Here is a 13,047-nt window from a genome sequence, read left to right on the forward strand (position 1 = left end):
ATGACGTCCCCGCACCCCGGCACCGTCCCGCACCCCGCCACCGTGACCGGAACGACGCCGGGCCGGGCCCCCGACCCGGTCGTGGCGGCCCTGGGCGGACTCGGCTCCGCGGTCGACTGCGCCGGTATGCGCAGCCTGTCGCTGGAGGGCCCGCTCGTGCTGTGGCTCGTCGTGGACGGGGAGCTGGACCTCTTCGCCGTCGACGCCGCGCAGGCGGGGCACTGGCACTTCCTGGGCCGGCTGGCGGCGGGCACCCTGCTGCTCGGTCCGCCCGAGGGCCCCGGCCACACCCTGCTCGGCCGGCCCCTGCAGGGCTGCCGGCTGCGCCGCATCGAGCTGGGCGAGCTGTACCGCCCCGAGTACGGCGCCCCGGGGGTCCCCCAGGACGGAGCCTGGGCCTGGCACGCCGACCAGGGGCAGTACGGAGCCGCCGACGGGGTGCTGAGCCCCCTGGAGGAAGCCTTCGCGCTCGGCATCGGCCGCGGCCTGCGCGTGCTCTACCAGGCACCGCTGCAGAACCGCGCCAGCACGGACGACGACGGGGCCGACGACGACGTGCTGTGGATGCGGATCGTCCCGGGCAGCGTGCAGTACGGCGCCGTGTACGAGGGAGCCCCCCACGCCCCCCACGACCCGTACGGCCAGTACGGCCACTACGGCGCGTACGGCGCCCACGCGGAACACCCGGGATACGGCGGTTCCGCGGGTCAGGGCGCGGCCGGCACCCTGCTCGTGGACGGCGCGATGTGGCAGGGCATGGTCGACCAGCAGTACCGGCTGCTGTACGCCCTGGACCACTGGATCGAGCAGCTCGAACGCGCCCACGAGGACCGCATGGCCGCCGGCATCGAGGCCGGCGAGGCAGCCCGTACCCAGGCCGACCGGACGCTGCTCGCCTCCATCGGCCGGTCCCGCAGGGGTGCGCGGAGCGGCGCGAGCGACGACGCGGCGTTCGCCGCGTGCCGCCTGGTCGCGGGCGAGGCCGGCATCACCCTGAGCGAGCCGCGCGAGGCGGGCGCCGCCGCCGGGCGGCTGGACGCGGTCGAACGCATCGCGCTCGCCTCGGGGATCCGCACCCGCGAGGTCGGGCTCGGCGGCCGCTGGTGGAAGGAGAACTCCGGGCCCCTGGTCGGCCGGCGCGAGGAGGACGAGGCGCCCGTCGCGCTGCTGTGGCGGCGCGGCCGGTACGAGGCCGTCGACCCCGCCACCGGTGTCCGCGAGCGCGTCGGCAAGGACAACGAGGCCGCGTACGAGCCGTCCGCGGTCATGTTCTACCGCCCGCTGCCCGAAGGGAACCCGGGTCTGCTGCGGCTGCTGCGCTTCAGCGTCCGGGGCAGCGCCTGCGACCTGCGCGGTCTGGCCCTGGGCGGGCTGGTGGCGGTCGGTCTGGGCGCGCTCGTCCCCATCGCCACCGGCAGGGTGCTCGGGGAGTACGTACCCCGCGCCGAGAACGGCCTCATCGTGCAGACGGCTCTGGCGCTCATCGCCACCAGCGTCGTCTCGGCCGCCTTCATGCTGATGCAGAACATCTCCCTCCTACGGGTCGAGGGCCGGGTCGAGGCCACGCTGCAGCCCGCCGTGTGGGACCGGCTGCTGCGGCTGCCGGTGAACTTCTTCGCAGGCCGGTCCACGGGCGAACTGGCGGGTGCGGCGATGGGCATCAGCTCCATCCGCCGGGTGGTGTCCGGGATCGGATCGGTGTCCGTGCAGGCCGGCACCGTCGCCGTGATGAACCTCGCGCTGCTGCTCTTCTACAGCGTGCCGCTGGCGCTGGTGGCGGTCGCCATGCTGCTCGTCATCGCCACGGTGTTCCTCGGCCTGGGGTGGTGGCAGCTGCGCTACCAGCGGCAGCTCGTCGCGCTCGGCCACAAGCTCAACAACCATGCCTTCCAGACCCTGCGGGGACTGCCCAAACTGCGCGTCGCCGCCGCCGAGAGCTTCGCCTACGCCGCCTGGGCACGGGAGTTCGCCCGTACCCGCGAGCTGCAACAGCGCATCGGCCGGATCAAGAACGTCGTCACGGTGCTCAACGCGGTCTACCTGCCGCTGTGCACGCTCGTGATGTTCGCACTGCTGGCCGGGCCGGCCCGGGGCACCATGTCCGCCGGAGAGTTCCTCACCTTCAGCACCGCCGTCACGATGATGCTCGCCTCCGTCACCCAGGTGACCGGCGCACTGATCTCGGCCGCCTCGGTGCAGCCGATGTACGAGCAGGTCAAGCCGGTCTTCGAGGAGACCCCCGAGGTGCGCGGTTCGAGCATCCGCCCGGGAGTGCTCAGCGGCGCCGTCGAGGTGAAGAACCTCTCCTACCGGTACGCCGACGACGCCCCGCTCGTCCTCGACGACGTGTCGTTCCGGGTGCGGCCGGGCGAGTTCGTCGCGATCGTCGGGGCCAGCGGCTGCGGCAAGTCGACACTGCTGCGCCTGCTGATCGGCTTCGACAAGCCCGCCTCGGGCAGCGTGACGTACGACGGCCAGGACCTGGCGGCGCTCGACCAGGCGGCGGTGCGCCGCCAGTGCGGTGTCGTCCTGCAGAACGCCCAGCCCTTCTCCGGCTCGATCCTCGACTGCATCCGCGGCGCCGAGGCGTTCTCGCCGGAGGAGGCCTGGGAGGCGGCCGCGCTGGCGGACCTGGCCGAGGACATCAAGGCCATGCCGATGGGCATGCACACGATGCTGTCCGACGGCGGAGGCACCGTCTCGGGCGGCCAGCGCCAGCGGCTGATGATCGCCCAGGCCCTCATCCGCAAGCCGCGGATCCTCTTCCTGGACGAGGCGACCAGCGCGCTGGACAACGAGGCCCAGCGCGTGGTCATCGAGTCCACCCGGGCCCTGCGCGCCACCCGCATCGTGATCGCCCACCGGCTGTCCACGGTCATGGACGCCGACCGGGTGATCGTCATGTCGGACGGGCGGGTCGCCCAGCAGGGGCCGCCCGCCGAACTGCTCGCCGACGCGGACGGCCTCTTCCACGAGCTGGTCCGCCGTCAGGTCAGGTGAACACGGCGTGGGCCTCGGTCGGGGCCGCCCCCGCAACCCCTACGGTGAGGATCCCGACGGGTCGCGGGGCAGCGCCTGCCCGGTCCGGCACACTTCCCGCCCCGATGCGTATCGGGGCGGGATCGGGGCAGGTGCATCGACAGCAGGACGGAAGGGTGATGCGGGATGGTGCCGGGAGTGGACGACAAGCGGTTCACCGTGGCGGTACGGGCAGAGAGCGGTGCCGTGGTCCTGGCCCTCGCGGGGGAGCTGGACCATGACACGGCCGCACCCCTGCGGGAGGCCCTCGACGCCGCGGTCACCCCGGGCGCCCGGCTGCTGGTGGACCTCGCGGGGCTGGGATTCTGCGATTCCACCGGGCTGAACGTGCTGCTGCACAGCCGGCTCACGGCGCAGGAGGCCGGCGGCACCCTTGAGCTGGCGGGCCTGAGCGGGCCGGTCGCACGGATGTTCCGGATCACCGGCGCGGACGGGGTGTTCCCGGTGTACGAGGACGTGGCGCAGGCGCTGCGGCGGGAGGCCGGATAGGCCGTCGACTTCGGCAGGCGCCGGTGCGCGGAAAATCGTACGTCGATACGAGGAGGTCCGAGGGCCATGGAGCAGTCGCCCGGCCGGACCTGGCTCCTGGAACTGACCGGGACCCGCGACCCCGTGTACCGCAGCCGGGAATTCGCCCGGCGGGCGCTCGCCGCCTGGCAATGGGCCCCCGAGCCGGCCGAGGACGTACTGCTGCTGGTGTCGGAGGTCGTGGCCAACGCGTGCCTGCACGGCGGCGGGCCCGGCGCGCTCGTACTGGACTGCACTCCGGAGCGGCTGCGGATCGAGGTGACCGACGGGAACCCGGCGCCACCGGTGCCCCTGCCGGCCCGGTTCGTGACACCGGGCCGGCCCGGCGGGCACGGGATGCTGATCGTGGAGCGGCTCGCCCGGAGCTGGGGCTCCCGGCCGGGCGCGGACGGAAAGTGCGTCTGGCTGGAGGTCAGCCCCGGCGACAGGGCGGCCGGCCCCGGGGGCCGGCCGGTCGGCAGCGGGAGCGCAGCGCGCGGCCCGGGGGACGGGGCGGTCAGTCCCTGGGGTCCAGGGCGTCCAGAGCCGCGATGATCTCGGCGGTGGCGCTCACCCTGCCGATGCGGGGGAAGATCTTGCCGAAGCTGTGGGCGTGCGCGTCGGGGTCCGTGTCGGCGGTGGCGTCCTCGGCGAAGACCAGCTCGTAGCTGTGCTCCCAGGCGGTCCGGGCGGTGGATTCGACGCCGACGCTGGTGGAGATGCCGGCGAGCACGATGCGGTGGACGCCGCGGCGGCGCAGCTGCAGGTCGAGCTCGGTCCCGGTGAAGGCGCCCCAGTGCCGCTTGGTGACGACCACGTCCCCGAGTGCGGCGAGTTCGGCCGGGATCTGCGAGAACGCGGCGGGCGGCGCTGACGCCGGGCCCGGGCGGTCGACGTTGGCCGTGGGCAGGTCCCCGCCGTCCGGCGACCAGGCGACCTTGACCAGCACCACCGGCAGCCTCCGGGCGCGGAAGGCCTCGGCGAGCGCGATGCCGTTCTTCAGGACCTCGGGGGCGGGCCTGGTGGTGGGCAGGCCCAGGATGCCGTGCTGGAGGTCGATCAGGACCAGGGCGGTGCCGGAATCGAGGGCCAGGGCGGGGGCGGAGTTCGTCGCGGAGTCGGCGGCGGTCATGGGGCGGGTCTCCTCGGGTCGTGTGCGGTTCAGTCCTCGGCCAGCCGCCGCAGCAGCGGGACGGCCTCGGACAGCAGCCGCTGCTCGGCGGGACCGAGCCGTTCGGCGATCAGCTCGGCGAGCCGGCCGTGGCCCGCCTCGCGGCGTTCCCGGACGAGGGCGCGGCCGCCGGCGGTGAGGGAGATCAGCAGCTGCCGTCCGTCGGTGGGGTGCGGGGTGCGCACGACGTGGCCGTCGGCCTGGAGGGAGTTCACGGTCGCGATGACCGACTGCGGCCGGATCTTCTCCGCCCGGGCCAGTTCCGAAGCGGTGGACGGGCCGGTCCGGTCGAGCCGCTTGAGCACGGACATCTGCGACAGGCTGATCCCGCCGCCCGCGGCGGCCCGCATCTGCCGGACCAGCATGCCGAGGGCGTGCTGCAGTTCCTCGGCGGTGTCGCGGGGCTGGGGCGGGCCGGAGGGCACGGAGGACATACCGCCAGGATAGGTATGTACAGTCAAACTTGGAAGTTAGCCTTAACTTTTTCCCGCGCTCGACGGGAACCCCGGCGCCACCGGCTCCGGCAGCCGCCGCGCCAGCGCCCACGCGAGCAGCGGCAGCACCACCAGCGGCAGCAGCGCGGTGCGCAGCGAGGCGGCGTCCGCGACGGCGCCGATCAGGGGGCTCGCGACACCGCCGACGCTGACCGTCAGCCCCAGGGTGACCCCGCTCGCGGTCCCCATCCGGGTCGGCAGGTAGTCCTGGCCCAGGGTGACCTGGAGGGAGAACGGCACGTACAGCGCGGTGGCGGCCAGCGCCGCGCACCCGTACGCCAGGGGCAGCGGCAGAAACAGGATCCCCGCGACGGCCGGCGCGGCCGCCGCGTAGGCCCGGTGCACCGTGGTGACCCGGCCCCAGCGCGCGGCGAGCCGCCCGCCGAGCAGCGTGCCGCCCGCACTGCCCGCGAACAGGGCGAACAGGGCCACCGCACCTGCCGTTTCACCACCGCCGCGCTCCCGTACGTACAGGGCGATGAAGGTGCTGAGGCCGATGAAGACGACCGAGCGGACGACCACGACGAGCGACAGCCGCAGGAACGCCCGCCGGTCCTCGGGAGCCGGTGCGGCGTCCGCCCGTACGGAGCCGGGCGCGGCGCCCCGCCGGCGGGCGGACGGCGGCCAGTTCAGGAACACGCCGAGCGCCGCGGGGAGGGCCAGCAGCCACCATCCGGCCGGGCCGGACACCGACAGGGCCCCGACCACCAGCAGCGGGGCGCAGGCGAAGCCGATGTTCCCGCCGAGGGCGAACCAGCTCATCGCGGTGTGCCCGTCGCCCAGGCTGGTGCGTACCAGCCGGGCCGCCGCCGGGTGGTACGCGGCCACCCCGAGCCCCGACAGCGCCACCGCGGCCAGCGTGGCCGGGTACCCGGCGTCCAGGCCGACCAGCCCGATCCCCAGCCCGGCGGCGGCCGTGGCCACCGGTATCAGCCACGGCGCGGCCCGCCGGTCGGTGAGGGCCCCGAACAGCGGCTGCACCACGGAGGACAGCAGGGAGGCGGCGAGCACGATGCCGGACGCGGCGGCGTACCCGTACGCCCGCTCGGAGACGAGGAAGGGCACGAGCGCCGCGACGGCGCCCTGGTAGACGTCCACGCACGAGTGCCCGGCGGAGAAGGCGGCGGTGCGCAGGCGGGCCGGAGCCCGTCGGGGCCGGTCGGTCAGGGGAGGGGCTGATGTCGAGGTCACCGATCGAGGATCGCCCTCGCCCGGGGCGTCCCGCTTCCGATAAATTGCCGGATGATGCAGAAATTCCGCCAGCGGGAGGCCGAGCACCGGCCACGGGCCGCGACCAACATCAACCGACTCGACACCCACATCGGGATCTCCGCGCACCATCACGACGACCACCAGATCGCCTACGCGGGTTCCGGGGTGCTGTCCATCACCACCGACGCCGGCACCTGGGTGGCCCCCACGACCCGGGCGCTGTGGATCCCGGCCGGGACGGTGCACGAGCACCGCGCGTACGGACGCACCGACCTGCACTGCGTGGGCCTGCCCACCGGGCACAACCCGCTCGGCCTCGACGTCCCGGCGGTGATCGCCGTCGGGCCGCTGCTGCGCGAGCTGATCCTCGCCTACACCCGCGAGCCCGAGGACGGGAGCCCGCAGCGCCGCCGGATGCTGGGGGTGCTGCTCGACCAGCTGCGGGTCTCCCCGCTCCAGCCGCTGCACCTGCCCGCGCCCGCCGACCCGCGGCTGGCGGCCGTCTGCGCGCTGCTGCACGCCGATCCGGCCGATCCGCGCGGGCTGGCCGCCCTCGCGGCCGAGTCGGGGGCGGGAGCCGGCGAGCGGACCCTGAGCCGGCTGTTCCGCGCCGAGCTCGGCATGACCTTCCCGCAGTGGCGCACGCAGCTGCGGCTGCACCAGGCGCTGCGCCTGCTGGCTGTCGGCACCCCGGTGACGGCGGTCGCGCACCGCTGCGGCTGGTCCTCCGCGAGCGCCTTCATCGACGTGTTCCGGCGCGCCTTCGGGCACACGCCGGGGACACATCCCCAGGCGGCGCCTCGCCCGCCGTCGACTCGATGAAGCCGCCGAGGGACACCGACATGACGAGGATGATCTTCCGCGCGGCGGGCCACGCTCCATACTGACCGGTGTGAAGAGCCAAGACGCCGCAGACGACACGGCCCTGTTCGAGATCCAGGGCCACACGGGGGTGATCACCCTCAACCGTCCCAGGGCCCTCAATGCCCTCACCCACCCCATGGTGCGGCGGATCACCGACGCGCTGCGGGACTGGGAGCGGGACCCCGCCGTGACCCAGGTCCTCCTGCGCGGCGCCGGAGAGCGCGGGCTGTGCGCAGGCGGGGACATCCGCGCCATCCACGACGACGCGAAGGCGGGCGGCACCGCCTCGGCCGCCTTCTGGCGGGACGAGTACCGGCTGAACGCCCTGATCGCCCGCTACCCCAAGCCGTACGTCGCCCTCATGGACGGGATCGTGATGGGCGGCGGCGTCGGGCTGTCGGCCCACGGCGGCGTCCGCATCGTCACCGAACGCTCCCGCGTCGCCATGCCCGAGACCGGCATCGGCTTCGTCCCCGACGTCGGCGGAACGTACCTGCTGGCCCTCGCCCCGGGGGAGCTCGGTACCCACCTCGCCCTGACCGGCAGCGCCGTCGGCGCCGCCGACGCGCTGCTGTGCGGGCTCGCCGGGCACTTCGTACCCTCCGCGGGGTTGGCGGGGCTGACCGCCGAACTCGCCTCCGCCCCGGTCCACGAGGTGCTGCCGCACTACGTCGGCACGCCCGGCCCCGGCGAGCTGGCCGACCGCCGTGACTGGATCGACCGCTGTTACGCCGCCGACACGGTCGAGGAGATCGTCGACCGGCTCCTCGCCGAGGGCGACCCGGCCGCCAAGGAGGCCGCCGAAGCCATCCTGGCCAAGTCCCCGACCGCGCTCAAGGTCACGCTGGCCGCCGTGCGCCGCGCCCGGGAACTCGGCTCCCTGGAGTGGGTGCTGGAGCAGGAGTACCGGATCTCCTGCAACGCACTCGGCTCGCCCGACCTGGTGGAGGGCGTCCGGGCACAGGTGATCGACAAGGACCGCAGGCCGCGCTGGTCCCCCGCCACCCTCGAAGAGGTCACCGACGAGGACGTCGCCCGCTTCTTCGCCCCGCTCGGAGCGGACCACGAACTGGTCTTCCCGGAGGACGGGGACACCGCCGGCTGAGCCGGTCCACCCCCGGAGGGGGCGGACCGGGCGCGGCCTACGAGCCCACGTACTCGCGCAGATGGCGGGCCGTCAGGGTGTCCGCTCCGGCCACCAGTTCGGCCGGCGTGCCCTCGAAGACCACCTGGCCGCCGTCGTGCCCGCCGCCGGGGCCGATGTCGATCAGCCAGTCGGCGTGCGCCATCACCGCCTGGTGGTGCTCGATGACGATCACCGAGTTCCCGTCGTCGACGAGCCGGTCCAGCAGGGCGAGCAGCTTGTCGACATCGGCCATGTGCAGCCCGGTCGTCGGCTCGTCCAGGATGTACGTGGAGGACTTCTCCGCCATGTTGATCGCCAGCTTGAGCCGCTGGCGTTCGCCGCCCGACAGGGTGTTGAGGGGCTGCCCCAGCCGCAGGTAGCCGAGACCGACGTCCGCGAGCCGGCCCAGGATCGCCCGCGCCTGGCCGCTGGTGAAGAACTCGTACGCCTGGGCCACCGGCATGTCGAGGACCTCGCTGATGTTCTTCTCGCGCAGCCGATACGTGAGCACCTCGGGCGTGAACCGCCTGCCCTCGCACTCCTCGCAGACCGAGGCCACCCCGGCCATCATCGCGAGGTCCGTGTACACCAGCCCGAGGCCGTTGCAGTTCGGGCAGGCGCCCTCCGAATTCGCGCTGAACAGCGCAGCCTTGACCCCGTTGGCCTTGGCGAACGCGGTCCGGATAGGCCCCAGCAGCCCCGTGTACGTGGCCGGGTTGGACCGGCGCGAGCCGCGGATCGGCGACTGGTCGGCCACCACCACGCCCTCGCGCCCGGCGAGGTAGCCGTGGATCAGCGAGCTCTTGCCGGAGCCCGCGACCCCGGTCACCACCGCGAGCACCCCCAGCGGGACGTCCACGCTGACGTCCTTCAGGTTGTGCAGATCGGCGCCCTTGACGGACAGGTGCCCGCGCGGCGCGCGCACCGGCTCCCGCAGCTTCGCGCGGTGCCCGAGGTGGCGGCCGGTGAGGGTGCCGGAGGCGCGCAGGCCCGCCACGTCCCCGCTGTAGCAGAGCTGCCCGCCGGCGGTCCCCGCGCCGGGGCCGAGGTCCACCACGTGGTCCGCGATCGCGATGACCTCCGGCTTGTGCTCCACCACCAGCACCGTGTTGCCCTTGTCGCGCAGCCGCAGCAGCAGGTCGTTCATCCGCCGGATGTCGTGCGGGTGCAGACCGGTGGTCGGCTCGTCGAAGACGTACGTGATGTCCGTGAGCGAGGAGCCGAGGTGGCGCACCATCTTGACCCGCTGGGCCTCTCCGCCCGAGAGGGTGCCGGCGGGCCGGTCCAGGCTCAGGTAGCCCAGGCCGATCTCCACGAGGGAGTCCAGCAGGTCCCGCAGGCTCGCGAGCAGCGGAGCCACGCCCGGGTCGTCGATCCGGCGGACGAAGGCGGCGAGGTCGCTGATCTGCATGGCCGAGCAGTCGGCGATGTTCACGCCCTCGATCCGCGAGGAGAGCGCGGCGGCGGAGAGCCGGGTGCCGCCGCAGTCGGGGCAGTCGGTGAAGACCACGGCGCGGTCCACGAAGGCCCGGATGTGGGGCTGCATGGACTCGCGGTCCTTGGCGAGGTAGGTACGGCTGATCTTGGTGATCAGGCCCTCGTAGGTGAAGTTGTTGGAGCCGGCCTTCACCTTCACCGGGGCCTTGTGCAGGAAGTCGGCCCACTCCTGCTCCGTGAAGTCCTTGAGCTTCGTGTCGGGGGAGTAGAAGCCGGAGTTCGCCATGACCTGCCAGTACCAGGAGTCCACGGCGAAGCCGGGGACGGTGATCGCGCCCTCGTTGAGGGAGAGCTCGCGGTCGACGAGCTGGTCCACGTCGATGTCGGAGACCTGGCCGATGCCCTCGCAGCGGGTGCACATGCCGTCGGGGGTGTTGAAGCTGAAGGCGGTGGACGTGCCGATGTGCGGGACGCCGAGGCGGGAGAAGACGATCCGCAGCATCGTGTAGGCATCGGTGGCGGTGCCCACGGTGGAACGGGAGTTGGCGCCCATCCGCTCCTGGTCGACCACGATGGCGGCGCTCAGGTTGTGCAGCCCGTCCACGTCGGGGCGGCCCAGGCTCGGCATGAACGACTGGATGAAGGCCGTGTACGTCTCGTTGATCATGCGCTGGGACTCGGCGGCGATGGTGCCGAAGACCAGCGAGGACTTGCCGGAGCCGGAGACGCCGGTGAAGACGGTGAGGCGGCGCTTGGGGATGTCGAGGGAGACGTCCGCGAGGTTGTTCTCCCGGGCGCCGCGGACCTGGATGACCTGGTGGCTGTCGGCGGCGGCGATGGGCTGAGAGGTCACGGGGGCTCCCTTACGCGTGGTCGTCGGACGGCTCGCGGCCGTCGGAGGCGGGCACCCAGTCGACGAGCTGGATGATGACGCCGTTCGGGTCGGCGACCTGGAACAGCCGCTCGCCCCAGGGCTCTTCGCGCGGTTCCAGGGTGATGGTGACCCCCTCGGCGCGCAGCCGCGCGTACTCGCCCGGCAGGTCGGTGACGGTGAAGGCCAGGATGAGCCCGGCCGCGTGCTGGTCCCGCAAGCCCTCGGGCAGGACCTCGATGCCGCGCCGCAGGAAGATCACCTGCGGGCCGTCCGGGTGGGCGAGGGAGGCGAAGCCATCGGCGGCCATGGCCTCCTGGAAGCCGAAGTGGCTGGTCAGGAAGGCGGCGGAGGCGGGGACGTCGTCAACGGTGAGGGATATTGCGGTACTGGCGATCTGCACGGAACTCCTCGCTGGCTCGGTGGCGCGGTGGCTCGGGCTACATTGTACATAGTATTCTGTACGGCGTAGAAAGTTTTCGCCCGGTGTGGGCGCAGGTGGAGAGGGGCCGGGCATGGCGAAGGACCGGAGCGGGGCGGGCGACCCCGTCCGCACACTGGAACTGCTCTGGCGGGAGCCCGGGCAGGAGCCGCGGAGCGGGCGGCGCGGGCCCCGCCAGGGGCTGACGGTGGACGCCGTGGTCGACGCCGCGACCGTACTGGCGGACGAGGCCGGGCTGGCCGCCCTGACCATGCGGGCGCTGGCCACCCGCCTGGGCGTGACCCCGATGACCGTCTACACGTACGTACCCGGCAAGGCCGAGCTGCTCGACCTCATGCTCGACGAGGCGTACAAGCGCATGGCGCGCCGGGACGCGGGCGCCGGCGACCCCTGGCGGGTACGGGTGGCCCGGGTGGCCGACGACAACCGGGACCTGCTCCTGCGGCACCCGTGGATCGCCGACCTGGCCGTGACCCGCCCCCCGCTGGGCCCCGGGGTGATCGGGAAGTACGAGCACGAACTGGCGGCCTTCGAGGGCATCGGCCTCACGGACGTCGAGATGGACGCGGCCCTCACCCACCTCCTCGGCTTCGTGCACGCCCAGGCCCTGGCCGCGGCCGACGCCGCCGCGCACAACGACCGGCAGAGCGACGAGGACTGGTGGGCCGTCAGCGCACCGCTGCTGGAGCGGGCCATGGACCCCGAGCGCTACCCGCTCGCCGGACGCGTCGGCAGCGCGGCCGGCGGGTACAGCCCCGAGACCGTGTGGGCCTTCGGGCTGCGGTGCGTACTCGACGGACTCGCCCGGCTCCTCGACGGGCGGCAGCCGCAGGGGTAGCCGCCACCCCGGCCCGACGGCCTAGCGGTATCCGGTGGTGTCCGCCGGCAGGTCCGGGTCCTGGACCTCGACCAGGTAACGCCAGGCGTCCGGGCGGCTGCCGTCCAGGTCCGTGAAGCCGTAGACCCCGGCCAGCTGCCCGCTGGACAGGGACTGCCCGTTCCACCGCGACACCTCGGGGTCGGCGGCCAGTGCCGCGACGGCGCGGCCGACGTACGCGGGGGTCTCGGAGATCGCGAAGTGCGGCATCTGGTCCAGCGCGTCGCGCCAATTGGCCTCGCTCACGCCGAAGTTCTCCAGCATCATCTCCGAGCGCAGCCAGCCCGGCGTCAGCGCCACCGCCGTCGCCCCGCGCGGTCCCAGCTCGTGCCCGAGCGCGAACGCCATCCGCAGCACCGCCGACTTGGCGATGTCGTAGAAGAAGGACACCCGGTAGTGGCCCGCGTTGTACTCGGCCGTCCCGTCCGTCATCTCCACCACCAGCCCGCCCGGCCCGCGCAGCAGCAGCGGCAGCGCGTAGTGGCTGGTGACGGCGTGGGTCTCCACCGCGAGCCGCATCAGCCGCAGCCCCTTGTCCAGGTCGTGCTCCCAGACCGTGCTCTTCCACTCGAAGAGCCGCTCACCGCCCCAGATGTCGTTGACCAGGACGTCCAGCCGCCCCTGCTCGGAGTCGATGCGGCGGACCAGCGCCTCGACCTCCCCGGGCACCAGGTGGTCGGCGACCACCGCGATGCCCTGCCCGCCCGCCGCGGTCACCAGTGCGGCGGTCTCCTCGATGGTTTCCGGCCGGTCGTACTCCGACCGCTTCCCGGCGGTGCTGCGCCCCGAGACGTACACGGTCGCGCCCCGCGCGCCCAGCTGGACCGCGATGCCCCGGCCCGCACCCCGGGTCGCACCCGCCACCAGCGCGACCTTGCCTTCAAGCGTCTGCTCTGCGTCCGACATGTACCGACCCTACGCCGCGACCGTGCCCCGGCCACGGCGATCGGCGAGCCGCGAGGGGAGGTGTCGGCGGTGCGCCGGCGGCCGGATCGGCATCCTTTCCG

12 protein-coding genes are annotated in these 13,047 nt (G+C 73.4%); 6 read left to right on the forward strand and 6 right to left on the reverse strand.

Features of this window, described 5'->3' with window-relative positions; translation table 11 throughout:
- The 3 genes from ACZ4TG_RS16385 (at position 1) to ACZ4TG_RS16395 (ending at position 4,101) form a co-directional block, all read left to right on the forward strand.
- Entirely contained in the window at positions 1-3,000 is a 3,000-nt protein-coding gene (locus ACZ4TG_RS16385; protein ID WP_468163068.1) for an NHLP bacteriocin export ABC transporter permease/ATPase subunit, read from the forward strand.
- Between the two features lie 165 nt (positions 3,001-3,165).
- Positions 3,166-3,528, forward strand: coding sequence for an STAS domain-containing protein (locus ACZ4TG_RS16390; RefSeq protein WP_468163070.1), 363 nt, complete (start codon positions 3,166-3,168; stop codon positions 3,526-3,528).
- Positions 3,529-3,594: 66 nt separating this feature from the next.
- Positions 3,595-4,101 (forward strand): ATP-binding protein, encoded by a 507-nt coding sequence (locus tag ACZ4TG_RS16395; RefSeq protein ID WP_468163072.1) that lies wholly within the window; start codon positions 3,595-3,597, stop codon positions 4,099-4,101.
- Here ACZ4TG_RS16395 and ACZ4TG_RS16400 read toward each other — a convergent pair.
- From ACZ4TG_RS16400 to ACZ4TG_RS16410, 3 genes are read right to left on the reverse strand one after another with little or no spacing between them, the layout of a single operon-like run.
- Entirely contained in the window at positions 4,064-4,678 is a 615-nt protein-coding gene (locus tag ACZ4TG_RS16400) for a hydrolase (RefSeq protein ID WP_468163074.1), read from the reverse strand. The genes ACZ4TG_RS16395 and ACZ4TG_RS16400 overlap by 38 nt on opposite strands.
- Positions 4,679-4,707: 29 nt before the next feature.
- The gene (locus ACZ4TG_RS16405; protein WP_468163076.1) at positions 4,708-5,151 is read right to left on the reverse strand and encodes a MarR family winged helix-turn-helix transcriptional regulator; all 444 of its coding nucleotides are present in this window, start codon (positions 5,149-5,151) and stop codon (positions 4,708-4,710) included.
- A 42-nt stretch (positions 5,152-5,193) separates the two neighbouring features.
- Positions 5,194-6,345 (reverse strand): MFS transporter, encoded by a 1,152-nt coding sequence (locus tag ACZ4TG_RS16410; protein ID WP_468163454.1) that lies wholly within the window; start codon positions 6,343-6,345, stop codon positions 5,194-5,196.
- A 108-nt stretch (positions 6,346-6,453) separates the two neighbouring features.
- On the opposite strand from ACZ4TG_RS16410, the gene ACZ4TG_RS16415 reads away from it, so the two are divergent.
- Together ACZ4TG_RS16415 and ACZ4TG_RS16420 are read left to right on the forward strand one after the other, a co-directional pair.
- Entirely contained in the window at positions 6,454-7,245 is a 792-nt protein-coding gene (locus ACZ4TG_RS16415; RefSeq protein ID WP_468163078.1) for an AraC family transcriptional regulator, read from the forward strand.
- A 70-nt stretch (positions 7,246-7,315) separates the two neighbouring features.
- Positions 7,316-8,392, forward strand: coding sequence for an enoyl-CoA hydratase/isomerase family protein (locus ACZ4TG_RS16420; RefSeq protein WP_468163080.1), 1,077 nt, complete (start codon positions 7,316-7,318; stop codon positions 8,390-8,392).
- Positions 8,393-8,429: 37 nt separating this feature from the next.
- On the opposite strand, the gene ACZ4TG_RS16425 is transcribed toward ACZ4TG_RS16420, so the two are convergent.
- Positions 8,430-10,703, reverse strand: coding sequence for an ATP-binding cassette domain-containing protein (locus ACZ4TG_RS16425; RefSeq protein WP_468163082.1), 2,274 nt, complete (start codon positions 10,701-10,703; stop codon positions 8,430-8,432).
- 10 nt (positions 10,704-10,713) lie between these two features.
- Positions 10,714-11,124: a VOC family protein gene (locus ACZ4TG_RS16430; RefSeq protein WP_468163084.1), complete on the reverse strand. Its 411-nt coding sequence runs from the start codon at positions 11,122-11,124 to the stop codon at positions 10,714-10,716.
- 112 nt (positions 11,125-11,236) lie between these two features.
- Between ACZ4TG_RS16430 and ACZ4TG_RS16435 the strand changes: the two genes are divergently transcribed.
- A complete protein-coding gene (locus ACZ4TG_RS16435) occupies positions 11,237-12,001 on the forward strand; it encodes a TetR/AcrR family transcriptional regulator (RefSeq protein ID WP_468163086.1) in 765 nt (254 codons plus the stop codon).
- Between the two features lie 21 nt (positions 12,002-12,022).
- On the opposite strand, the gene ACZ4TG_RS16440 is transcribed toward ACZ4TG_RS16435, so the two are convergent.
- Positions 12,023-12,946: an SDR family oxidoreductase gene (locus tag ACZ4TG_RS16440; protein ID WP_468163088.1), complete on the reverse strand. Its 924-nt coding sequence runs from the start codon at positions 12,944-12,946 to the stop codon at positions 12,023-12,025.
- Between the last annotated feature and the right edge of the window lie 101 nt (positions 12,947-13,047).

It is taken from the genome of Streptomyces sp. NPDC028314 (genome assembly GCF_055565795.1).

What these genes read in the sequence shown, in the direction of transcription:
- ACZ4TG_RS16385 (WP_468163068.1), top strand. Translation starts at nt 1, where the DNA reads ATGACGTCCCCGCACCCCGGCACCGTCCCGCACCCCGCCACCGTGACC.
- ACZ4TG_RS16395 (WP_468163072.1), top strand. Translation starts at nt 3,595, where the DNA reads ATGGAGCAGTCGCCCGGCCGGACCTGGCTCCTGGAACTGACCGGGACC.
- ACZ4TG_RS16390 (WP_468163070.1), top strand. Translation starts at nt 3,166, where the DNA reads ATGGTGCCGGGAGTGGACGACAAGCGGTTCACCGTGGCGGTACGGGCA.
- ACZ4TG_RS16440 (WP_468163088.1), bottom strand. Translation starts at nt 12,946, where the DNA reads ATGTCGGACGCAGAGCAGACGCTTGAAGGCAAGGTCGCGCTGGTGGCG.
- ACZ4TG_RS16415 (WP_468163078.1), top strand. Translation starts at nt 6,454, where the DNA reads ATGATGCAGAAATTCCGCCAGCGGGAGGCCGAGCACCGGCCACGGGCC.
- ACZ4TG_RS16405 (WP_468163076.1), bottom strand. Translation starts at nt 5,151, where the DNA reads ATGTCCTCCGTGCCCTCCGGCCCGCCCCAGCCCCGCGACACCGCCGAG.
- ACZ4TG_RS16435 (WP_468163086.1), top strand. Translation starts at nt 11,237, where the DNA reads ATGGCGAAGGACCGGAGCGGGGCGGGCGACCCCGTCCGCACACTGGAA.
- ACZ4TG_RS16400 (WP_468163074.1), bottom strand. Translation starts at nt 4,678, where the DNA reads ATGACCGCCGCCGACTCCGCGACGAACTCCGCCCCCGCCCTGGCCCTC.